The 20,351-nt window shown below is 66.8% G+C and carries 24 protein-coding genes; 12 read left to right on the plus strand and 12 right to left on the minus strand.

The features are described from left to right. The 5 genes from GSQ76_RS22710 to gluQRS all read right to left on the minus strand — a co-directional run. Positions 1–125 (minus strand): antitoxin (locus tag GSQ76_RS22710; protein WP_216851240.1); only part of this gene is annotated, 125 nt, incomplete at its 3' end. Between the two features lie 50 nt (positions 126–175). After that, on the minus strand, positions 176–1,069 hold the full coding sequence (locus GSQ76_RS22715; RefSeq protein WP_158746397.1) for an ABC transporter permease: 894 nt from the start codon (positions 1,067–1,069) through the stop codon (positions 176–178). After that, entirely contained in the window at positions 1,033–2,091 is a 1,059-nt protein-coding gene (locus GSQ76_RS22720; RefSeq protein WP_158746398.1) for an ABC transporter ATP-binding protein, read from the minus strand. The genes GSQ76_RS22715 and GSQ76_RS22720 overlap by 37 nt, the downstream gene beginning before the upstream one ends. A gap of 4 nt (positions 2,092–2,095) precedes the next feature. Then, the gene (locus GSQ76_RS22725) at positions 2,096–3,187 is read right to left on the minus strand and encodes an extracellular solute-binding protein (RefSeq protein ID WP_158746399.1); all 1,092 of its coding nucleotides are present in this window, start codon (positions 3,185–3,187) and stop codon (positions 2,096–2,098) included. A gap of 32 nt (positions 3,188–3,219) precedes the next feature. Then, positions 3,220–4,065, minus strand: coding sequence for a tRNA glutamyl-Q(34) synthetase GluQRS (gene gluQRS / locus GSQ76_RS22730; protein WP_158746400.1), 846 nt, complete (start codon positions 4,063–4,065; stop codon positions 3,220–3,222). Between the two features lie 50 nt (positions 4,066–4,115). Between gluQRS and GSQ76_RS22735 the strand changes: the two genes are divergently transcribed. Both GSQ76_RS22735 and GSQ76_RS22740 read left to right on the plus strand, forming a co-directional pair. Continuing rightward, entirely contained in the window at positions 4,116–4,766 is a 651-nt protein-coding gene (locus GSQ76_RS22735; RefSeq protein ID WP_158746401.1) for an alpha/beta hydrolase, read from the plus strand. A gap of 144 nt (positions 4,767–4,910) precedes the next feature. Continuing rightward, positions 4,911–5,474, plus strand: a complete 564-nt coding sequence (locus GSQ76_RS22740; RefSeq protein ID WP_408837111.1) for an HNH endonuclease — start codon at positions 4,911–4,913, stop codon at positions 5,472–5,474. A gap of 6 nt (positions 5,475–5,480) precedes the next feature. Here GSQ76_RS22740 and GSQ76_RS32855 read toward each other — a convergent pair whose 3' ends face one another. From GSQ76_RS32855 to GSQ76_RS22750, 3 genes are read right to left on the minus strand one after another with little or no spacing between them, the layout of a single operon-like run. Next, positions 5,481–5,705 carry a HepT-like ribonuclease domain-containing protein gene (locus tag GSQ76_RS32855; RefSeq protein ID WP_408837126.1) on the minus strand — a complete coding sequence of 75 codons (225 nt, stop codon included), beginning with the start codon at positions 5,703–5,705 and terminating at the stop codon, positions 5,481–5,483. Further along, positions 5,669–6,211 carry a demethoxyubiquinone hydroxylase family protein gene (locus GSQ76_RS22745; protein ID WP_158746402.1) on the minus strand — a complete coding sequence of 181 codons (543 nt, stop codon included), beginning with the start codon at positions 6,209–6,211 and terminating at the stop codon, positions 5,669–5,671. The genes GSQ76_RS32855 and GSQ76_RS22745 overlap by 37 nt, the downstream gene beginning before the upstream one ends. Beyond that, on the minus strand, positions 6,208–6,708 hold the full coding sequence (locus tag GSQ76_RS22750) for a disulfide bond formation protein B (RefSeq protein WP_158746403.1): 501 nt from the start codon (positions 6,706–6,708) through the stop codon (positions 6,208–6,210). Before GSQ76_RS22750 ends, GSQ76_RS22745 begins: the two co-directional genes overlap by 4 nt. Before the next feature lie 76 nt (positions 6,709–6,784). Here GSQ76_RS22750 and GSQ76_RS22755 point away from each other — a divergent pair, with 76 nt between their 5' ends. The 4 genes from GSQ76_RS22755 (at position 6,785) to GSQ76_RS22770 (ending at position 10,770) form a co-directional block, all read left to right on the plus strand. Next, positions 6,785–7,411 carry a glutathione S-transferase family protein gene (locus GSQ76_RS22755; protein WP_158746404.1) on the plus strand — a complete coding sequence of 209 codons (627 nt, stop codon included), beginning with the start codon at positions 6,785–6,787 and terminating at the stop codon, positions 7,409–7,411. A gap of 2 nt (positions 7,412–7,413) precedes the next feature. Next, positions 7,414–8,382, plus strand: coding sequence for a glycosyltransferase family 2 protein (locus tag GSQ76_RS22760; protein WP_158746405.1), 969 nt, complete (start codon positions 7,414–7,416; stop codon positions 8,380–8,382). Positions 8,383–8,527: 145 nt separating this feature from the next. Continuing rightward, complete coding sequence (locus GSQ76_RS22765; RefSeq protein ID WP_158746406.1) at positions 8,528–10,195, plus strand: Hint domain-containing protein; 1,668 nt, start codon at positions 8,528–8,530, stop codon at positions 10,193–10,195. Further along, on the plus strand, positions 10,192–10,770 hold the full coding sequence (locus tag GSQ76_RS22770) for a fasciclin domain-containing protein (RefSeq protein ID WP_158746407.1): 579 nt from the start codon (positions 10,192–10,194) through the stop codon (positions 10,768–10,770). The genes GSQ76_RS22765 and GSQ76_RS22770 overlap by 4 nt, the downstream gene beginning before the upstream one ends. Here the strand turns inward: GSQ76_RS22770 and GSQ76_RS22775 are convergent. Together GSQ76_RS22775 and GSQ76_RS22780 are read right to left on the minus strand one after the other, a co-directional pair. Further along, entirely contained in the window at positions 10,742–11,440 is a 699-nt protein-coding gene (locus GSQ76_RS22775) for an anti-sigma factor domain-containing protein (RefSeq protein ID WP_158746408.1), read from the minus strand. The two genes, GSQ76_RS22770 and GSQ76_RS22775, sit on opposite strands and share 29 nt — an antisense overlap. After that, complete coding sequence (locus GSQ76_RS22780) at positions 11,437–12,105, minus strand: sigma-70 family RNA polymerase sigma factor (protein WP_158746409.1); 669 nt, start codon at positions 12,103–12,105, stop codon at positions 11,437–11,439. Before GSQ76_RS22780 ends, GSQ76_RS22775 begins: the two co-directional genes overlap by 4 nt. Before the next feature lie 150 nt (positions 12,106–12,255). On the opposite strand from GSQ76_RS22780, the gene GSQ76_RS22785 reads away from it, so the two are divergent. From GSQ76_RS22785 to msrA, 5 genes are all read left to right on the plus strand, one after another. After that, positions 12,256–13,308, plus strand: coding sequence for an ABC transporter ATP-binding protein (locus tag GSQ76_RS22785; protein WP_158746410.1), 1,053 nt, complete (start codon positions 12,256–12,258; stop codon positions 13,306–13,308). A 32-nt stretch (positions 13,309–13,340) separates the two neighbouring features. Then, positions 13,341–14,672: an ABC transporter substrate-binding protein gene (locus GSQ76_RS22790; RefSeq protein WP_158746411.1), complete on the plus strand. Its 1,332-nt coding sequence runs from the start codon at positions 13,341–13,343 to the stop codon at positions 14,670–14,672. 5 nt (positions 14,673–14,677) lie between these two features. After that, complete coding sequence (locus GSQ76_RS22795; RefSeq protein WP_158746412.1) at positions 14,678–15,658, plus strand: carbohydrate ABC transporter permease; 981 nt, start codon at positions 14,678–14,680, stop codon at positions 15,656–15,658. Next, positions 15,651–16,526 carry a carbohydrate ABC transporter permease gene (locus GSQ76_RS22800; protein WP_158746413.1) on the plus strand — a complete coding sequence of 292 codons (876 nt, stop codon included), beginning with the start codon at positions 15,651–15,653 and terminating at the stop codon, positions 16,524–16,526. The genes GSQ76_RS22795 and GSQ76_RS22800 overlap by 8 nt, the downstream gene beginning before the upstream one ends. A gap of 100 nt (positions 16,527–16,626) precedes the next feature. After that, positions 16,627–17,172, plus strand: a complete 546-nt coding sequence (msrA, locus tag GSQ76_RS22805) for a peptide-methionine (S)-S-oxide reductase MsrA (protein WP_158746414.1) — start codon at positions 16,627–16,629, stop codon at positions 17,170–17,172. Here the strand turns inward: msrA and GSQ76_RS22810 are convergent. Next, entirely contained in the window at positions 17,082–17,894 is an 813-nt protein-coding gene (locus GSQ76_RS22810; RefSeq protein WP_254070582.1) for a DNA cytosine methyltransferase, read from the minus strand. The two genes, msrA and GSQ76_RS22810, sit on opposite strands and share 91 nt — an antisense overlap. Positions 17,895–18,081: 187 nt before the next feature. On the opposite strand from GSQ76_RS22810, the gene GSQ76_RS22815 reads away from it, so the two are divergent. After that, entirely contained in the window at positions 18,082–18,381 is a 300-nt protein-coding gene (locus tag GSQ76_RS22815) for a helix-turn-helix transcriptional regulator (protein ID WP_256367016.1), read from the plus strand. A gap of 138 nt (positions 18,382–18,519) precedes the next feature. Here GSQ76_RS22815 and GSQ76_RS22825 read toward each other — a convergent pair whose 3' ends face one another. After that, complete coding sequence (locus tag GSQ76_RS22825) at positions 18,520–20,349, minus strand: amidase family protein (protein ID WP_254070583.1); 1,830 nt, start codon at positions 20,347–20,349, stop codon at positions 18,520–18,522. Between the last annotated feature and the right edge of the window lie 2 nt (positions 20,350–20,351).

A 20,351-nucleotide genomic window follows, 5' to 3' on the forward strand; every position in this document is an offset into this window, starting at 1 on the left:
ACCGGCTCCAGAATCACCGCCTTGCCTTCCCGCCGCACCCGGACTTCCGTGCCCTCGAACCGAAACTCCTTCGGCAGCCGGACCGCCTGCGACCGACCGGACCAGAACACCTTCGCCGTCGCCATGGCATCACCCCATGCTATATACCATTGCTATATACCACCCCTGCCCGTCGTCACAACCGCCGCTGCCCCGCCCGCAGCAGCGCCAGCGGCAGCAGCAGGCCCACCAGCATCACGTTCGCTAGCGCCGCCGCCATCGGCCAATCATGGTTGGCGAAGAACTCATTCCACAGCGCCCGCCCGATCGTCTGCGCCGACGGCCCGCCCATCAGTTCCGGAATCACGTACTCGCCAACTGCGGGCATGAATACCAGCGCCAACCCAGCGGCGATGCCCGGTGCCGACAGTGGCAGCGTCACCGACAGGAACACCCCGACCGGCCCGGCCCCCAAATCGGCGGCTGCTTCCTCCAACGCCGGGTCCAGCTTGGACAGACGGGCGTAGAGCGGCAGGATCATGAACGGCACGTAGCAATAGACAATGCCGACATACATCGCGAACCGGGTGTACAGCATGTGCACCGGCGCCCCGACCAGGCCCGACCACAGCAACACCGCATTGATCCAGCCATCATCCCCCAGCAGCCCGATCCACGCGACGATGCGCAGCAGAAACCCGGTCCAGAACGGCAGCATCACCAGCAGCAGCAGCAACGACCGCCACCTTTCCGGCGCCCGAGCTATCGCCAACGCCATCGGATATCCGATCAGCAGGCACAACACGGACGAGACGGACGCCACCAGCAAACTCTGCAACGCGGCATCGAGGTAGAAATCGTCCTGCACCAGCGTGACGTAATTGTCCGCCAGCAAATGCAGGCTCGGCCACCACCCAACCCACGTCACCAGCGGGTCGTACGGCGGCACGCTCGCCGCCGCCTGGGAGAAGGATAGCGCGAGCACGATCAGCGCCGGGGCGGCGATGAACAGCAGCAGCCACGCCCAAACCGGGCCAAGAACCAACCAGCGCATCATTCCGCCAGCAGGATGCAGGCGTCTGGCGTCCATGACACGCAGACCGCCTCCCCCGGCGGCAATGCGGCCACCCCGGCCCCGTCCCCCAGCGGCTGGCTGACCAGCAAAGCCGCCTCCCCCACCCGCACCCGGTGATCCACCACGATGCCGCGATAGGCGCTCTCGGCCACGACGCCGGCCACCGAATTCGGTCCACCAGCGGACGCCCGGGAAACACGCAGCCGCTCCGGCCGCAGCGCCAGGTGGATGTCGCCTGTCATGCCGCGCGTGTCCGCCTGCGCCACCACGCCCAGGCTGGGCAGATCCAACATGCCGGGCTCGCGCACCGTCGCCGGCAGGATATTGGCCGCCCCCATGAACGCGGCGACGCTGCGGCTCACCGGGCGCTCGTAGATCTCGGTCGGCGTCCCCACCTGCGCCAGCCGACCCTGCTCCAGCAGGCCAATCCGTGTCGCCATGGACAGAGCCTCCTCCTGGTCATGCGTCACCAGCACGAACGTCGTTCCAAGCTGCCGCTGCACCCGCACCAACTCGGCCCGCGTCGCCTCCCGCAGCCCGCGATCCAGCGCCGATAGCGGCTCGTCCAACAACAGCAATTCCGGGCGAGGCGCCAGGCTGCGCGCCAGCGCCACACGCTGCCGCTGCCCGCCGGAAAGCGCATCGGGCCGGCGGTCGGCAAACGCCTCCATCCGCACCAACGCCAGCAACTCGGCAACCCGGCGGTCGGTGTCGGCCCGGTTCATCCCCTGCCGCCGCAGCCCGAACCCGACATTGGCGGCGACGCTCATGTGCGGAAACAGGGCGTAGGATTGGAACATCGTATTCACCGGCCGCTTATGCGGCGGCAACGTCGTGATATCGCGCCCACCCAGCATAATGCGCCCCGCCGCCGGCGCAATGAACCCGGCCAGCGTGCGCAACAACGTCGTCTTGCCCGAGCCGGAGCCACCCAACAACACGAACAACTCGCCCCGGCCAATTCCGAGGTCCAGCCCCTCCAGCGCCGTCCAACCGCCGTAGCGAACTGTCAGCCCGGCGACATCGACATGACTCAAACGCTCAGTGCCCGGCCTTGAACTTCGCCCACATCCTGGTGCGCGCCCGAACCGCGGCTTCCTTCACCGCCGCCACGGTAAAGGACCGGCCTAAGGCCGCCGCGTCCGGATACACGTTCGGATCATCGCGGACGGCAGGGTCCACCTTGTCGCGGCTTGCCGGAACGGCATTCGGATAATGCACCGTGTTGGTCACACCAGCGATCGTCCCCGGCTGTAGGATGAAGTTGATGAATTGCATCGCCAACGCGGCATGCGGCGCATCCTTCGGCACCGCCAGCATGTCGAACCAAAGCTGGGTAAACTCCTTCGGCGCCACATACGTCACCGCGTCCCGCTTGGCCTCCGCCGCCCGGGCGCTGGCCTGGATCACGTCGCCGGAATAGCTCATCACCAGACAGGTCTGCCCGGCGGCCAAAGCCTCTATCGCGCCGCCGCTGGCGAAGGTGCGGATATATGGCCGGATCGCCATCAGCGTCTTCTCGACATCCGCCAGATCCTTCGGGTCGGTACTGGCCGGATCGTGATGCAGGTACTTCAGCACCGACGGAATCACGTCGGTTGCGCTGTCCATCATGGTGATGCCGCACGGCGCCAACTTCTTCGCATTCTCCGGCTTCAGCAGCAGGTCCCAGCTATCCAGCGGCGCATCGGCCATCAGCGGCTTGATCTTGGACGCGACCTCCCCCAGCCCGATCGTGCCCCACAGGTAGATCGCGCCATATTTGTTGCCAGGGTCGGATGTCTCGACCCGCTTCAGCAACGCCGGGTCCTCGCCAGCCATGGCCGGGATCTTGCCCCTGTCCAGCGGCTGCAACGCCCCGGCCGCGATCAGGCGGGAGAAGGTCGGCTCGGCCGTAGGCACGATGACATCGTAGCCCGAGTGCCCGGCGAGCATCTTCCCTTCCAGCGTCTCCAGCGAATCGTAGACGTCGTAGTGGACCTCGATGCCCGTCTCCTTCTTGAACCGCTCCAGCGCCGCCGGGTCGATGTAGTCGGTCCAGTTGTAGACGTTCAGCACCTTTTCCTGCGCATGCGCCCCGTGGACGATCGCGGACGAGACGAACAGTGCGGCAAGGGCGGCGCGAAGCAGCATGGCGGAACCTGTCTTGAGGGTGGCGGACCGTATCATGGCGCCACGCGATTGGAAGCGTCCCGCATCAGCACGCGAACATCCGCCGGCGTCCGTCCCGCCTCCCGCATACCACGCAGGCTGTCGGCACCGTCGCGCTTGGACAGACGGCGGCCATCTGGCCCGGTCAGCAGCGGCAGATGCACGTATTCTGGCTCGGGCCAGCCCATCAGCGCCTGCAGCACGCGATGAATGTCGGTCGCGGCTAGCAGATCGGTCCCGCGCGACACCAGCGTCACACCCTGCGCCGCGTCGTCGTGCGTCACGCACAGATGGTAGCTCCCCACCGCATCCCGGCGGGACAGCACGACGTCGCCAAATCGCTCCGGCTGGCAATCCACCCGCCCCCGCCCCTGCTCCACGAAGCTCAACCGTCCCGTTCGGATGCAGGCAGCGGCCAGATCCAGGCGCAGCGCGAAAGGCGCCCCCGATTCGATCCGCCGCGCGCGCTCGTCCGGGGACAGGTGCCGGCAGGTGCCGGGATACACGGCACCGTCCGGCCCATGCGGCGCGGTGACCGAGCGGGCGACGTCGGCCCGGGTGCAAAAGCACGGGTAGAGCAGCCGCTCGCCCTGCAGCCGGTCCAGCGCGATCCGATACTCCGGCAGATGCGCCGATTGCATGCGCACCGCGCCATCCCAATCCAGCCCGAGCCAGCGCAGATCTTCCAGCAGCGCCCGGGTATAGTCCGGACGGCACCGGTTGGCATCGATGTCCTCCACGCGCAGCAGGAACCGCCCGCCTGCCCGGCGCGCGCGTTGCCATGCATCCAGCGCCACGAAGGCGTGCCCCAGATGCAGCATTCCGGTCGGACTGGGCGCGAAACGCGTCGTGATGGACATGGCGGGGCTGCCGGCGATAGTGGGGCCACCGATCTACACGGGAGGCGACGATGGTGGAATTGCACGCAACACGCTGGGGCCCGGCTTCCGGTGGCATACCCAAGCAACTGATCGTGCTGTGCCACGGCGTGGGCGCGGACGGCCGCGACCTGATCGACCTGGCGCCGCATTGGGGCGCGGCCCTGCCGGACGCCGCCTTCACCGCCCCCGACGCGCCCGAGCCCTACGACGGCGCCCCCATGGGCCGCCAATGGTGGTCCATCGGCGACCGTGACCCGGCACGCATGGCCAACGGAGTCGCCAAGGCGCGCCCCCTGCTGGACGCCTTCATCGACGCCGAATTGGCGCGCCTGTCCCTTCCCGCCGACGCCTATGCGCTGATGGGGTTTAGCCAAGGCGCCATGATGGTGCTGTATGCCGGGCTGCGCCGGGCCACGCCGCCGCGCGCGATCCTGGCCTATTCGGGTGCCCTGGTGGCGCCCGAGCAACTGGCCGACCGCACGAACAGCGCCCCGGTTCTGCTGGTGCATGGCGAGTCGGACGATGTCGTGCCCGCCTTCCGCTCCCGCGACGCCGCCACCGCACTGCGGGCCGCAGGCGTGCCGGTGGAAACCGTGTTCACCGCCGGGCTGGGCCACAGCATTGATCCGCATGGATTGGCCAAAGGTGCCGCAATCCTGCGCACCGGGTTCGGTTTGTGACCGCCCCGTGAATCCTGGGGGGCTGCCTTGCGGGCAACGGGGCGGTCTGCGATAAGCGGGGCGGGTTTTGGCGGCGCATAGATCTGGCGGTCCGGCCTTCGTGTGATCCCAGTTCTTGATGCCGCTCCCGAGAAGGAGCACGCATTGCCTGACGGCGGAATGCATTTCCCGGCTCTGGTCCTCAACGCGGATTTCCGCCCGCTATCCTATTTTCCGCTCTCGGTCTGGGCGTGGCAGGATGCGGTCAAGGCGGTCTTCCTGGATCGCGTCTCCGTGCTCAACGAGTACGAAACGGCGGTCCGCTCCCCTTCGATGTCAATGCGCCTGCCCAGCGTCATCGCGCTGAAGGAATACATCCCCGCAGCCCGGCGCCCAGCCTTCACCCGGTTCAACGTGTTCCTGCGCGACGCCTTCGCCTGCCAATATTGCAACGACCGTTTGCCCACGCACGACCTCACGTTCGATCACGTGATCCCCCGCAGCCGAGGCGGCCGCACCACCTGGGAAAACGTCGTCACCGCCTGCGGCTCGTGCAATCTGGTCAAAGGCTCCCGCCTGCCCCGCGAATGCGGCATGCACCCACGGCAGGTCCCATGCCAGCCCACGACCTGGGAGTTGCAGGAAAACGGCCGCGCCTTTCCGCCGAACTACCTGCACGAAAGCTGGCGCGACTACCTCTATTGGGACTCGGAACTGCTGGACGGCTGATCGAGTTCACCCTTCCACCATGGCCAGTAGCGGCCCAAGATTTCGCTGCACGGTGCGCCAGATCAGATTCTCCTCCACACTGTCGTAATCGTGCCGATGGACGTTCCGAACCCCATGACCACCTTCTACGGCAGCAAAGGCTAGCGGTCGCGCATGCCGGAGTGAAGCGGCGCGCTGCCTCCGGGAGACAGCGCCTAAACTTTCTTGCTGACGGCAATCGCAACCTTGCAGCCCAGCTTGATCACCCGACTCATCAGCGCATAGGCGGGCGCCAACTCCGCCTCGTTCGCCAGGCCGATGTCGCGATGCTCCAACTCCTCCTCGCGAAACTTCTCGATCGTGGAGCGCAAGCCCGCCTCGTCATCGTCCAGGCTGGCGGCCTGTTCGGCGTAATGCTCGTCGATCGCCTCCTCCACCGCCACGGTGCAGGCCATGGCGCCGCGCTCGCCGATCAGCGCCGTCGCCGCGCCCAACGCAAACCCGGCCAAGTGCCAGATCGGCAGCAGTGCCGTGGGGCGCACGCGACGATCGGCGATCAGTTTGGCGAAGGTCTCGCGATGCACCTCCTCCTGCTCCAGCATGTGGCGCAGCATGTCGCCCTTGGCGCCCTTGCCCAGCACCGCCAGTTGCCCGGCATAGATCCGCACCGCGCCATATTCGCCGGCGTGATCGACGCGGATCATGCTGGCCAGGCGCTCGCGCCGCGTGGGGTCGCCGGGCAGTCTCGTCGCGCTCATCCGTGCCTCCGTTCTTCTGGCCTGACCAACGAGATGGCGAGGAACAGCCCGAACACCAGGGACAGCAGGCCATTCATTGCCGCCATCGACACCGGCAGCCCGGGCACCAGGTAGGTCGGGTCGTCACACGGCTTGGCGGGGCGCGCCGGCATGCGGGCGAGTCGCTCGGCCATACTGCCGCCACCCAGGTTCGGGGCCGCGCACTCCGGCAGCGGGCTGGGCCACCATCCCTGCTCCACCCCCACATGCACGCTGGCCGCGCCAAGCGAGAAGATCATGCACAGCACGACGCCCCACAGGAACCAGCGGCCACGCAGCACGCGCCAGGGCACCAGCGCCGCTACGCCGAACACCAGGGCGATTCGGTAGGGCCACCGCTCCACCAGGCACAGCGCGCAGGGCACCAGCCCGCCGTACTTCTCCGACCCAAGGGCCACGCCCAGCGCGGCAATGCCCACCAGGAGGGACAGGAAGGCCAGCACCTTGGTTCTCGTCATACGCGGGTTTTCGCCTGCTTCCGCGCCGCGTGCAAACGCCGTAGCGTGCGGGCGCAGCGAAATCGGGGTGCAAACTATGCGCAAGCTATGGGGCCGGGCGAACTCGTCCAACGTCATGAAAACAATCTGGCTGCTGGAAGAACTGGCACTGCCCTACGAGCGGATCGACGTCGGCGGCGCATACGGCCGCACCCACGATGCGGACTACCTGGCGATGAACCCGAACAGCATGGTCCCCACGCTGCAGGAGGAGAACGGCTTCACCCTGTGGGAGAGCAACGTCATCCTGCGCTACCTGGCCGCCGCCCACGCCGCCGGCACCCCGATCTGGCCGGAAGATCTACAAGCCCGCGCCAATATCGACCGCTGGATGGACTGGCAGCAGACCACCATCACCGCCCCCGGCGGCGCCGTCTTCACCGGCCTGGTTCGCACCCCCGCGGCACAACGCGACATGCCGGCGATTGCGGCGGCGGTCGTCAAACTGGGGGACGTCTGGTCCATCCTGGACCGGCACTTGGCCAAGCACGCCTACGTCGCCGGCCCCGACTTCACCATCGCCGACATCCCGGTCGGCGTGCATGTCCATCGCTGGTTCAGCTTCGACGTCGAGCGACCGGCCCAGCCAAACCTGCGCGCCTGGTATGACCGCCTGCTGGCCCGCCCCGCCTATCGCGACCACTGCGCCGGCCCGATGTCCTAGCCGTGCGTGTCGTTGCCGTCGCCCGGGTGCTGAACGAGGACGACATCATCGAGGCATTCGTCCGTCACACCTTGGCCTTCGTCGGGCACATCGTGCTGATGGACAATGGCAGCACCGACCGCACGTTGGAGATCCTGGCGGCGCTGCGACAGGAAGGGATGCCGCTGACGGTGATGCAATGCCGTTCGGTGTTCTTCAATGAAGCCGAATACAACACGCTGATCTACCGCGTGGCCGACGCGGCGTTCCAACCAGACTGGATCCTGCATCTGGACACGGACGAATTCATCGACAGCCGCATGGGCGACCTGCACGCCGCCTTGGCCGCGATCCCGCCTGAAGCCGTGGCGGCCAAGCTATCGCTGCGCAATTACTTTGCCGATGGCCTGGATGCCAGCGAGTTGCTGATCCCGCGCCGCATGGTGCTGCGCGACGCAGCGGACCGGCGGGTCCTGAAATGCATGCTGCGCGGCGGATTGTCCGAATACATCCATGTCGGCGCCGGCAATCACGACGCCACGTTCAGCGGCGACCCGGTGGCCGCAGTGGAACTGGTCGATATTCCGCTGGCGCACTACCCGGTCCGGCATCCGGCCCAGTTCGTCATGAAGGCGACGCTGGGCCGGCTGAAGGTACTGGCCGCCGGCGCCCCCGCGGTGCAGGCCAACCACGCCGAGCACTACAATCATATGCTGGACGCCCTGTCCCGCAACCCGGGAGAGATCTTTCACGACGCAGCCCGCATGGCCAATGCCCTGCCCGCCATCCCGCTGGTGGAAGACCCGATCCGCTATCTGGGCAGCGAGCTGCGCTACACCACGGCCACCGACCACGCCATGAAGGCACTCCGCACCGCCGCAAACTATGCCGAGCAACTTGCCACATCGCACGGCCGCCTGCTGGATGCATCGCCAGAAGCGCGCGCCCGGGCGCAGTCGGCCGCCATTCAGGCGGAACTGCTCGGTCTTTAACGGGTATTGGCAACAGATCGGGCTTCGATACGGTTGGCCCGCTCAGTTCTGCATGCGAGTGTTGTGTTTCCGTCAATCTGACCCATCGGATGGATAGCAGGCCCGGCGAAGACGCCGTATGGAGTGACGGTATCGAGGAGCGATAATGGTCGACACTGCAATTTTCAGCATCTTCCATCGCCCGGCGCCCGCCCCGGCAGCGCCAGCGCCTGAGCCAGCCGCCAAAGAGCTGCCGCACGCTGAACCCACCCCAATCGCCGCCGCACCCGCCGAGCCGGAGCCAGTTCACGTCGAACCGCCTTCGCCTGAACCCGAACCGCTCGCAGTTGCGCCAGCAGAGCCGGAACCCGAGCCCGCCGCGCCAGCTCCGCAAGAACCGATCGCCGCCGCACCAGTCGAGCCCGAGCCGGTGCACGCTGAGCCGGTGCCCGCTGAGCCCGAGCCGGTCGTCGCCACACCGCCGGAGCCCGAACCGGTCCATGTCGAGCCGCCGCATATCGAGCCGCCGCATATCGAGCCGCTGCATGTCGAGCACGAACCGCACGAGCCCGTGGCCGATCCTGAACCGGTGCATGTCGAGCCGCCGCCCGTCGTGCTCGAGCCGCATGTCCACGCCGCGGCCGCGCTGGTCGAGCCGGAACCCGACTACGCCGACCCCCCGCCCGCCGTGCCGGAACCACACGAACCAGTTGCCGCACTGGCGGAGGCCCCCCTCGTCGAGGTTGAACCTGTCGTCACGGACGAGCCCGGCAACGAGCCCCCTGCACCGGCCCAGGCCAGCCTGTCTGAAGAACCAGAGGCCGAGCCGGCCGAAGACCCTCTGCACGCCCACGACGCATCCGAGCCGTTCGTCCTAGACGGTGACCTGTCACCCGAGGCCGAATCCGAGCCGGATCCGGAACCCGGCGACGTAGAACCCGAGCACGTCCAATACGAGCACGCCCAATACGAGCTCGCCCCGCTTGCCGAAGCCGCCGCCAATCCCGGTTGGGCGTTCGAACCCGAGGCCGAACCCGGGCCAGAGGCGGAGTTGCCCTACACCCCAGAACCCGGGGCAGCCGCCGAATACACCCTGGAAGAACACTCGTTCGAACCAGAGGAGCTTGCCGCCACAGACAGCTACGTCCCACCGCCGACGCTGGACGATTTGGCGCCATTGTATATTCCAGCGCCAGTGCCCGAGCCGCACTCTGAACCGGACACGATCTGGTCCGGGCCGGCCGAACTGACATCGATCCCGCTCGAGGCGGACCAGCTCGGCCTGGCAAACCCCATCGTCTTTACCGTCCTCGCCAGGCTCAGCGACTTCCTGCCGGTAGAACTAGATGCCTCCTACAGCGGCATCTACCGGCCACAAACCTTCCGCGCCGCGCCATGGAGCGGGTTCTCCTACGACCAGGCCGACGACGGGCGATCTGGCGTGGCAGCAGGCACACGCATCCTCACCTCCCGCGGAGAGTTGGAGGTGGAGAAGCTGCTGCCGGGCGATGCCGCCCTGTCGCTGCGGGCACCCGCCCTGCTGCCCATCGCCTGGATCGGCAAAAGCATCGCGACCGCGGCGCCGATCTGGTTCGACGCCGGGGCGCTGGGGCCGGATCTGCCGCGTCGCCCGCTTTGCCTGGCGCCGGATCAACCGGTCTATGTCGACCCGATCCCCGTCCCCGCCGCCCGGCTGGTGAACGGCACCACCATTTGCCAAATGGACTTGGGCCATGTCGACCTGTTCCACGTCGATGTCGGCCGGTCCGAGATCCTGTTTGCCGAGGGAGTGCCGCTTTCCAGCAGCGACCGGTCGAGGCTGCACAGCACATGACGGCGCGGCTGCGGTGGGCCTTGGCAGCAGGGCTTGGCCTGGCCTTGGGGCACGCCGCGCCTGCCCTCGCTCAGAAGGGCGTGCCACCAACCTCGGTGATCGTCGGCGGCGCGGCGATGGTGTCGGACCACGACATCATGGACAACCTGTCGCACTCCACCGACCACACCACGCTGCTCGGCCTGCTGCAATTGGCCGGAATGACGGAGGCACTACGCAGCCACGGCCCATTTACCCTGTTCGCGCCGACGAACGCCGCCTTTGCCGCCCTACCCGGCGGCATGCTCGACTCGCTGCGTAAGCCGGAGAACAAGAACACCCTGGTGGCGCTGCTATCCATGCAGATTCTCGAGGGCAACTACTCCTCCGCCCGGCTGCATTACTTGCTGCGCTACGGCAAGGGCACCACCCAGCTCGATACCGTCAGCGAGGCCAAGCTGACGCTAACCACCAACGGGCCGCCCAACCTTATCCTGAAAGACCCGAGGGGCGGCACCGCGGATATCATCCTCTACGACGCCAAGCAGGCCAACGGCGTCGTGTTCGTTATCGACCGGGTGTTGCAGCCGGGCTGATCGGGACCAGCCGGCCACCGAACAGCACCGCCCCCGTCGGCCCGCCCGTGGTCGATCCACCTGCCGGCTCATCGGAGACCAGCAATTGCTCCTGCGCGGAGGCACGGGCTGGCGGCGTCACGACCTGCGTGCCCGGCGTCAGCAGCCCAAGCGATACCGGCACAGCCGCCCCCTGCGGCAGGGCCCACAACTGATAGGCGCGACCGGACGGCGCCGGCGCGCCATCTAGGCTGGTGATGGCGATGGCGCCATCCGGGCGCGCCTCCGCCATGAACTTTGCGGGTGTGGCCAGTGGCGACAGAGCGGCCGCGAACCGCGCCGGTTCGGTTGGCTGGCCGGGCGGCCGCGGTAGGAACGCGAACAGCGCCAGGCTGGCCGCGATCGCCAACGACCCGGCGGTTGACGCCTGCCAGAACGCACGTCCGCTCGGTCGCGCCGGCTTGCCGATCCCTGTCGCCAGCGCCAGCCGGCTCCACAGGATCGCCGGCGGGGTCACGGGGGGCACCAGCATGTGCAGCGCGCCCAGCCGGGCCTGCCAGTTCACGATCTCGGCCGCGAATGCCGGGTCGCGTGCCGCTTGCGCCTCGGCCTCGCGCATGTCGGCCAGATCCAGGCAACCCAGCGCGTATTCGGCGGCGAACAAGGTCGGATCGTCGGTGCTATCGCTCATGACCGCAGCACCTTGGCACCCTGCTCCAGGCAGGACCGCAGGGACATCAGCACCCGGCGTATGGTGGACTTCACCGTGCCCAGCGGCTGATTGACGCGCACGGCGACCTCGCTCTGGGTCAATCCCTCGATAAAGGCGAGCACGATCAGGCGGCGGCGCGCCGGGTCGACGTCTTCCATGCAGTTGCGCAGGGCGGCGCCATCGGAATCGGCCACCAGCCGGCTGAGCGCGTCTGGGTCTTCGTCCACCTGCTCCGGCGCGTCGACGCCGGTGGTCTCACGGCCGTGCTTGCGGATCATGTCCAACGCGCGATACCGCACCAGGCTCACCAGCCAGCCATCGGCACTGCCGCGATCGGGACTGTAACGGTCGGCATTGCGCCAAACCTGCAGCATCGCGTCATGCACCGCATCGCTGGCCAGCGCCGGGTTGCGCGTAATGCGGAGCGCCACGCCGTATAATTTGGCCGAGCAGAGTTCGTAAAGCTGGCGAAATGCCTTCGCGTCCGCCTGGGCGCACTGCACCAAAAGCTGGGCGGTCTTGGATCCGGCTGCGTCACTCACGACGGTCAGGCGCGGTGGTGCTGCGTCGGGCTGCATTCTGTCAAAAGAGTTAGCCGTAACAAACCCCATCAGCAAGCCGCCGAGGGCAATTGAGCCGGTCATCGGAGCGTCCTTTCGCTAACGACCTGTGCTCCCGTAACGGGACCACTGCAGCTTTGGATGCAAAGCGCCCGCTAGCGTGTTGGTTGTCGCTTCGATATGATGCCCGGGACAGGGCCCGAAAGCGGCTCGTCAGGGGAGTATCGGACGTCCATGGCATCGGTCAGCATCCGGGGCATACGGAAGTCGTTTGGCAGCACCACCGTCCTGCACGGGGTCGATGTCGAAATTGCAGACGGGGAGTTTTGCGTCCTCGTCGGGCCATCCGGCTGCGGCAAATCCACCCTGCTACGGATGATCGCGGGGCTGGAGGCGATTGGCGCCGGGGAGATCGCGATCGGCGGCCAGGTCGTGAACAAGGTCCCCCCGAAGCAGCGCGACATCGCGATGGTATTCCAGAACTACGCGCTGTACCCACACATGACCGTACGCGACAACATGGCGTTCAGCCTGAAACTCGCCGGCGCGCCAAAGGCCGCGATGGACGAACGCGTGGGCCGCGCCGCCGACATATTGGGCCTGGATGCGCTGCTGGACCGCTATCCCCGCCAGCTTTCGGGCGGGCAGCGGCAGCGCGTCGCGATGGGCCGCGCCATCGTGCGCGACCCGCAAGTATTCCTGTTCGACGAGCCACTATCCAACCTGGACGCCAAGCTGCGCGTGAACATGCGGGCCGAGATCAAGGGCCTGCACCAGCGCCTGGGCACCACCACCGTCTACGTCACCCACGACCAGATCGAGGCGATGACCATGGCCGACCGCATCGTGGTGATGCAGGCCGGCCGCGTCGAACAGATCGGCACCCCGCTGGAGTTGTATGACCGCCCCGCGAATCGCTTCGTCGCCGGCTTCATCGGCTCCCCCGCGATGAACTTCATCGATGGCGAAGTCGTCGAGAACGGCTTCCGCGACCAAGGCGGCGCCGTGTGGCCCCTGCCCCCTGGCGCCGAGCCAGGTCGCCCCGCGATCTACGGCGTGCGGCCCGAGCATCTGCGCCTGGCCGAGGGCGGCCTGCCGATGACGGTGCAGGTGCTGGAGCCGACAGGCTCCGAAACCCAGGTGCTGGGCCATGTCGGCGGCTCCCCCCTGCTGGGTGCGTTCCGGGAGCGGATTGCCGTGGCGCCCGGCGAAGCGATCGGCATCGGCGCCGACGCCCATCTTGCCCATCTGTTCGACCGCGACACGGGGCAACGCTTGCTGACCTGACGCCAACAAAAACCAATAAGGGGGAAACAAGAATGAATAGATGGACACGACGCGGCGCGCTGGGCCTTGGCGCCGGGCTGCTATCGGCTGGGCTGGTGCGTGGCGCACAAGCCGCGATCCCGACAGCGGACGTGCCGATGCCGAAGCTGGACATCGAAAAAGGCGCCAGCCTGCGCGTGCTGCGCCCGTCCAAATTCGTCGACCCGGACGAGGCGATCTTCACCGAAAACAGCAATCGCTTCGCCAGCCAGTTCGGCGTGTCGGTTCGCGTGGACTACGCCGGCTGGGAAGATCTACGCCCGCAAACCGCCGTCACCGCCAATACCGGCGCGGGCCCCGACGTGGTGGTCGGCTGGACCGACGACCCGCATCTCTACGCCGACAAGGTTTTGGACCTGACCGATATCGCCGACTACCTCGGCAAGAAATACGGCGGCTGGTATCCGCTGGCCGAGCGCTACGGCAAGAAGTTCGGCACCGACCGCTGGATCGCGATCCCGATGGGCGGTTCCGGCGGCCCGGCAGTTTACCGCGAAAGTTGGGTGAAAGAAGCCGGCTACGACACCTTCCCCACCGACACCGACAAATTCCTGGACCTGTGCCGCAAGCTGAAAAAGAGCGGCCACCCAGCCGGGTTCACCACCGGGCACGCCGTCGGTGACTCCAACGGCTATTGCTACTGGCTGCTCTGGGCCTTCGGCGGCAAAATGGTGGACGAGAACCAGAAGGTCGTCATCAACTCCAAGGAAACGGTCGAGGCGCTGAAGTATAGCAAGGCGCTGTACGAGACCTACATCCCCGGCACCCAATCCTGGCTGGACCCGTCCAACAACAAGGCGCTGATCGCCGGCGACATCGGCCTGACGCAGAACGGCGTGTCGCTGTATTTCTCCATCAAGAACTCGCCCGATCCGAAAGTGGCGGCGATGGCGGCGGACCTGAACCACGCCCGCATGCCGATCGGCCCCGTCGGCCATGCGACGGAGGTGGCACTGGCGATCAACGCCATGGCGTTCAAGCACACCAAATACCCCAACGCCGCCAAGGCCTACCTCGCCTACATGATGGAGGCGCCGCAATACGACCACTGGATGACCGACAGCTTCGGCTACTGGGCCCAGCCGCTAAAGGCCTACGCCGAAAGCGACGTCTGGAAGAAGGACCCGAAGATCGCGGCCTACAAGGACACGATGCAGAACAGCCTCTGGCTGGGATACGCCGGGCCAATCAACGAGGCATCGGGTGCCGTGGTGGCGGACTACGTGGTGGTCGACATGGTCGCATCGGTCAACAGCGGGGACGCCACCCCGGAGGAAGCCGCCAAGGAAGCCGAACGCCGAGCCAAGCGCTACTACAAGGCATAACCCGCATGTCGAACGCCGTGCGGGAGGGCGTACTCCCGATTGCCGAAGCGCACCCCTGGCGCTTCACCACGCGGGAGCCAACGCCGCTCGCGCGGCTGTTCGACAACAAGACCTTCCTGGTCGTGATGTGCCTCACCCCGGCGGTAGGGTTGCTGGTGGTGTTCCTCACCTACCCACTTGGGCTCGGCCTATGGCTGGCCTTCACCGATGCGAAGATCGGCCGCTCCGGCGTGTTCGTCGGGTTGGACAACTTCGACAGCCTGTTCCACGACCGCATCTTCTGGCTGTCAGTCACCAACACCCTGTTCTACACCGCGGCCGCCACGGTCGGAAAATTCGGGCTCGGGCTGTGGCTGGCCCTGCTGCTCAATCACAACATCCCGTTCAAAAGCCTCATCCGCGCCATCGTGCTAATACCCTGGATCGTGCCGACGGTGCTGTCCGCCATCGCGTTCTGGTGGATCTACGACCCGCAATTCTCGATCATCTCCTACCTGCTGAAGGCCATGGGGATCATCGATTACAACATCGACTTCCTCGGCACGCCCTGGCACGCCCGCCTGGCCTTGGTTGCGGCGAATATCTGGCGCGGCATCCCCTTCGTCGCCATCAGCCTGCTGGCCGGGCTGCAAACCATCTCCCCCTCGCTCTACGAGGCGGCGATGCTGGATGGCGCGAGTTCCTGGGCACGGTTCCGCTATGTCACCCTGCCGATGCTGATGCCGGTGCTCTCGGTAGTGCTCACCTTTTCAGTCCTGTTCACCTTCACCGACTTCCAACTGGTCTACGCCATCACCCGCGGCGGCCCGGCCAATGCCACCCACCTGATGGCCACCCTCGCCTTCCAGCGCGGCATCCCCGGCGGCCAGTTGGGCGAGGGCGCGGCCATCGCCATGGCAATGATCCCGTTCCTGGTCGCCGCCACGCTGTTCAGCTATTTCGGCCTGGCCCGGCGCCGCTGGCAGCAGGGTGAAGCCGATGAGTAAATCCTCCGACCAACCCGGCGCCCCACTCGGCTGGGAAAGCCTGCCCCGCAAGATCGTCACCGTCTACACACCGCTGATCCTGTTCATCATCGTGCTGCTGTTTCCGTTCTATTGGATGACCATCACGACGCTGAAGCCGAACAACGAGCTGTATAATTACAAGGACTTCAACCCGCTCTGGGTCCACTCGCCCACCCTGGCGAACGTGAAGAAACTGCTGTTCGACACCGACTATCCACAATGGCTGATGACCACGATGGGCGTGGCAGCGGCGGCGACCATCATCTCCGTCATCTCCAGCGTGCTCGCCGCCTATGCGCTGCAGCGGCTGCGGTTTCGCGGCTCCAACTGGGTGGGGCTGGCGATCTACCTCGCCTATCTCGTCCCCCCGTCGATCCTGTTCATCCCGCTGGCGACCATGGTGTTCCAACTGGGCCTGTTCGACACCCCCTGGGCGCTGATCCTGACCTACCCGACCTTCCTCATCCCGTTTTGCACCTGGCTGCTGATCGGCTACTTCAAGTCGATCCCCTACGAGTTGGAGGAATGCGCCCTGATCGACGGCGCATCCCGCCTGCAGATCCTGCGCCGCATCACCCTACCCTTGGCCGTGCCGGGCCTGATCTCGGCCGGCATCTTCGCCTTCACCCTGTCCTGGAACGAGTTTATCTACGCCCTGGCTTTCATCCAGAGCAGCGAGAAGAAGACCGTGCCCGTCGCCGTGCTAACGCAGTTGGTCCAGGGCGACGACTACCAATGGGGGGCGCTGATGGCCGGCGCATTGTTCGGCTCGATTCCGGTGGCCCTGCTCTACTCGTTCTTCGTAGAATACTACGTGTCCAGCCTCACCGGCGCGGTAAAGGAGTAGCGAGAGCCGCGGTTTTGCGCCGTAGACGACAAGCGCGTGGATCTCGACATCGGCATCGTTCGTTACCACCTGCATCAAACTGTTGGATGGGATGGGGTCAATGGCGACAGAGACGGCGACACTGGGCGGAGGGTGCTTCTGGTGTCTGGAGGCAGTATACCGCGATCTGCGGGGCGTCACCTCGGTGAAGTCTGGCTATATGGGCGGCCGGGTGCCGAACCCGAGTTATGACGCCGTCTGTACCGGTATGACCGGCCATGCCGAAGTGGTGAAGATCGAATTCGATCCGGCCCAACTCGACTACGCCGACCTGCTGCGGGTGTTTTTCACCATTCACGATCCCACCACGCTCAACCGCCAGGGCGCCGACACCGGCACCCAATACCGGTCCGTGATCTTCACCTACTCCGACGCCCAGGCCGAAATCGCGGCGTCGGTGATGGAGGAGATCCATGGCGCCAATATCTACGGCAACGACATGGTGACGGAGATCGTCCCCGCGCCGGAATTCTATCCGGCGGAGGCCGAGCACGACCAGTATTTCGAGCGCAACCCCTACGCCGGGTATTGCCGTGCCGTGGTGGCGCCGAAGGTCGCGAAGTTCCGCAAGGTGTTCGCCGACCGGGTCCGCTCCGCCGCAGCCTGAGCCGCCAGAACCGACTGGCCGATCGCCTGGCCGATCGCCTGGGCGACTTGGGGGACGACGGCGTTGCCCAGCGCCATCAACCTGGCCCGGCGGTTTCGGTCCAGCCCGGTGGGAAGCCCATCAACCACTCGACCCAGGCCGGGTTCAGCCGGCCACCCACTGCATCGCTCAATGGGCAGGACCGGCGGCGGGTCTGCTGGCTGCGGCAACCCGCCTTCCAGTCGCGCGCCAGTGGCGTGGGCCAAAATGAAGACACGCTGCCGCCGGTGGGGCGCCCCGGCATGGACAGCACCCACCACGAGCGGCCAGCAGGCGTAACCCGCCGCCTCCAACCCGGCGAGCACTGCGTCGGCGCCGCGAACGCGCAGCGCAGGAACGTTCTCAACCACCACCCAACCGGGTCGGCATTCCTGCACCAGGCGCAGCAACTCGCGCCACAATCCGCTGCGCCCGCCCTCCAGCCCAGCGCCCTTCCCGGCGGCGCTGACGTCCTGGCAGGGAAAGCCGCCGCACAGCAGCCCCGGCGCCGGAATGCCATCTGCCAGCAGCCCGACAGCGGACACGGTGCGGATGTCGGGGTAACAGGGCGTGCCTGGCCAATGGCGGCGCAAGACGGTGCGGGCAAACGGGTCTGCCTCGCAAAATGCCGCGATGTGGAACCCGGCGCGATGCAACCCGAGAGCCATCCCGCCGATACCACTGAACAGATCAAGGACGATCACAATTTTGTCTTAGGTAGATAGTCTTAGGCAAACCGCATGTTCCGATTGAAAAAGATAGGATAGACCTAGCCTACGGGAGTTCGCAGTTGCAATAGGCGCACCCTAAGGCTAGACGAATGCAGGGATTTTCAACGTCCGTAGGAGGATACTCATGGCGCGATCGACGCCCGCGACACGATTGAAGAAGATGCTGAAGGATCGTGGCATGACTGCCGCCGACCTGGCCCGCAAGCTGGATGTCTCGCAGCCGACCGTTCACGCTTGGGTGACCGGGCTGCACGGCATGCGGCTGAACAACGCCCGCCGGGTCTCTAAAGTGATCGGCGTGCAGGCGTCGTGGTTGATGTTCGGCACCGATGCCAGCGCCGAGGGCGCGGCCCAGGGTGCTGAAGAACTGGCGCTGTTGCGCCTGTGGCGCGAATTGGGCGAGGAAGAACAGACCGCGGCCATGCGCCGGCTGACCGCCATCCGCAAGAAGCAGGGCTAGCCAGCCCCGCCGGGCATAACCCTTCGTGAGCACGGATGACCTCGCCACCCCAGCGCCCCACATCACTGCCGTATAGCAGGGGTCGCTGACGTGAAGCGGATGTTGCGAGTGGTCGTGCCGTTGGCGATGGCGCTGGGTCTATCGGCCTGCGTTTACAGTCCGTATGGCGCTTATGGCGTGGCCGGCGGGTATGGCTATCCCGGCGCATACGCGACCTACGATACGCCCTACGTGTTGGGTGCCAATACGGGCGGGTTCTATGGGCCGGATTATGGCTACATCGGCAACTTTGGCCCCATCGGCGGATATTACGGCGGCTATGGCGGTTTCTACGGCCGTAGCTACGGCGGCTATTTCGGAGGCGGCTACGGCGGTGGGTTCCGCGGCGGTTTCGGCGGATACCGCGGCGGTGGCTTTGGTGGTGGTGGCTTTGGTGGTGGTGGCGGCGGGTTCAGCGGCGGCGGCGGTGGATTTCGCGGCGGTGGGTTCAACGGCGGCGGCGGTGGGTTTCGCGGCGGCGGGTTCGGCGGCGGAGGCGGGGGGTCTCGTGGCGGCGGTGGCGGCCGGCGCTAGTCCAACGCCACGACTGCAAACGCCCCGGCCTGCTCGATCGCCCATGCGCCGCGCAAGGCCAGGTCGTCGCGGTAGAGTGGGGCGGCAAGTTGCACCGACCGCGGCATCCCGTCCGCACCCGGACTCATCGGCACCGTAATCGCGGGCTGGCGCGACAGGTTGTACAGGACCGGTCCAGGGGGCCCACTCGGTCCACAGCGCGCACACCGGGTCCAGCGTCGGGGCATCGGCCAGCGGGGCGCCCTTCGCTACGGTGGGGCTCAGCACCAAATCGTACTGGGCGTGCAGCCGGGCCATGGCGTGCGCCACCTGGATCCGCAGCGTCTCCGCCGCAACGAAATCGGTCGCCAGCATACCGCCCTCCTGGGCCGCAACCTCCAGCAAACCGGGGTCCAGTTTACCGCGATCGCCCTCCGGGATGCTGGCCACCAGGCGTGACAGCGCCACCCCCCACACCCGGCCGAACACGGCACAAATATTGGGCAAATCGGCCGAGGCCATTTCGAGTTCGGCCCCGGCATCCACCAGGATCTGCGCCGCCTCCTCCACCGCCGCAATGCTGTCGCCGTCCGCCGGGGCGTCGAAGCCGGGCTGGCGCAGGACGCCGATCCGCAGCCCCTGCACACCCTGGCTCAGCGTATCCCGCCAATCGCGGCCGTCATCGGGCAGGCAGAACGGGTCCCGCCGGTCGAACTGCGCCAGTACGCTCAGCATCAGCGCGCAGTCCCCGACGGTGCGGGTCATCGGCCCGGCACAGGCAACATTGGCGAACGCGCCCAGCGGCCATTGCGGAATGCGGCCGAAGCTCGGCTTCAGCCCAACCAGCCCGCACCACGCCGCCGGCAACCGCACCGAACCACCGGCATCCGTTCCGATATGCAGAGGGCCAAAGCACGCCGCCCCCGCCGCACCCGCCCCGCAGGACGAGCCGCCCGGCGTTCGCGCCGGGTTCCACGGGTTGCGCGTGATGCCGTGCAGTGGACTATCGCCCGGCGTCTTCCAGCCGTATTCGGTGGTGGTGGTCTTGCCCACGATCACCGCGCCCGCATTCTTCAGCGCCGTCACGGCGGGTGCGTCCTCGCTCACCGGCTCGGGCGAGGTCAAGCGACTGCCGCGCCGGGTCGGGAACCCGGACAGGTCCAGCAGGTCCTTCACCGTGCAGGGCACGCCATCCAGCAAACCCAGCGGCCGCCCGGCGCGCCAGCGGGCAGCACTTTGCCCGGCGGCCTCCAACGCTTGCGGGTTCATCACGGCAAACGCGTTCAGCCGCGGGTTGAACCGGGCGATCCGCTCGATCACCGCCTGCAGCGCCTCCACCGGGCTGAGCGTGCCGCGCCGGTAATGCGCCAACAGCAGCTCCGCCGGCATCAGCGCCGGGTCGGTCAGGTCGGGCATGG

The sequence above is a fragment of the Acidisphaera sp. L21 genome (assembly GCF_009765685.1).
Taxonomy (GTDB): Bacteria; Pseudomonadota; Alphaproteobacteria; order Acetobacterales; family Acetobacteraceae; genus LMUY01.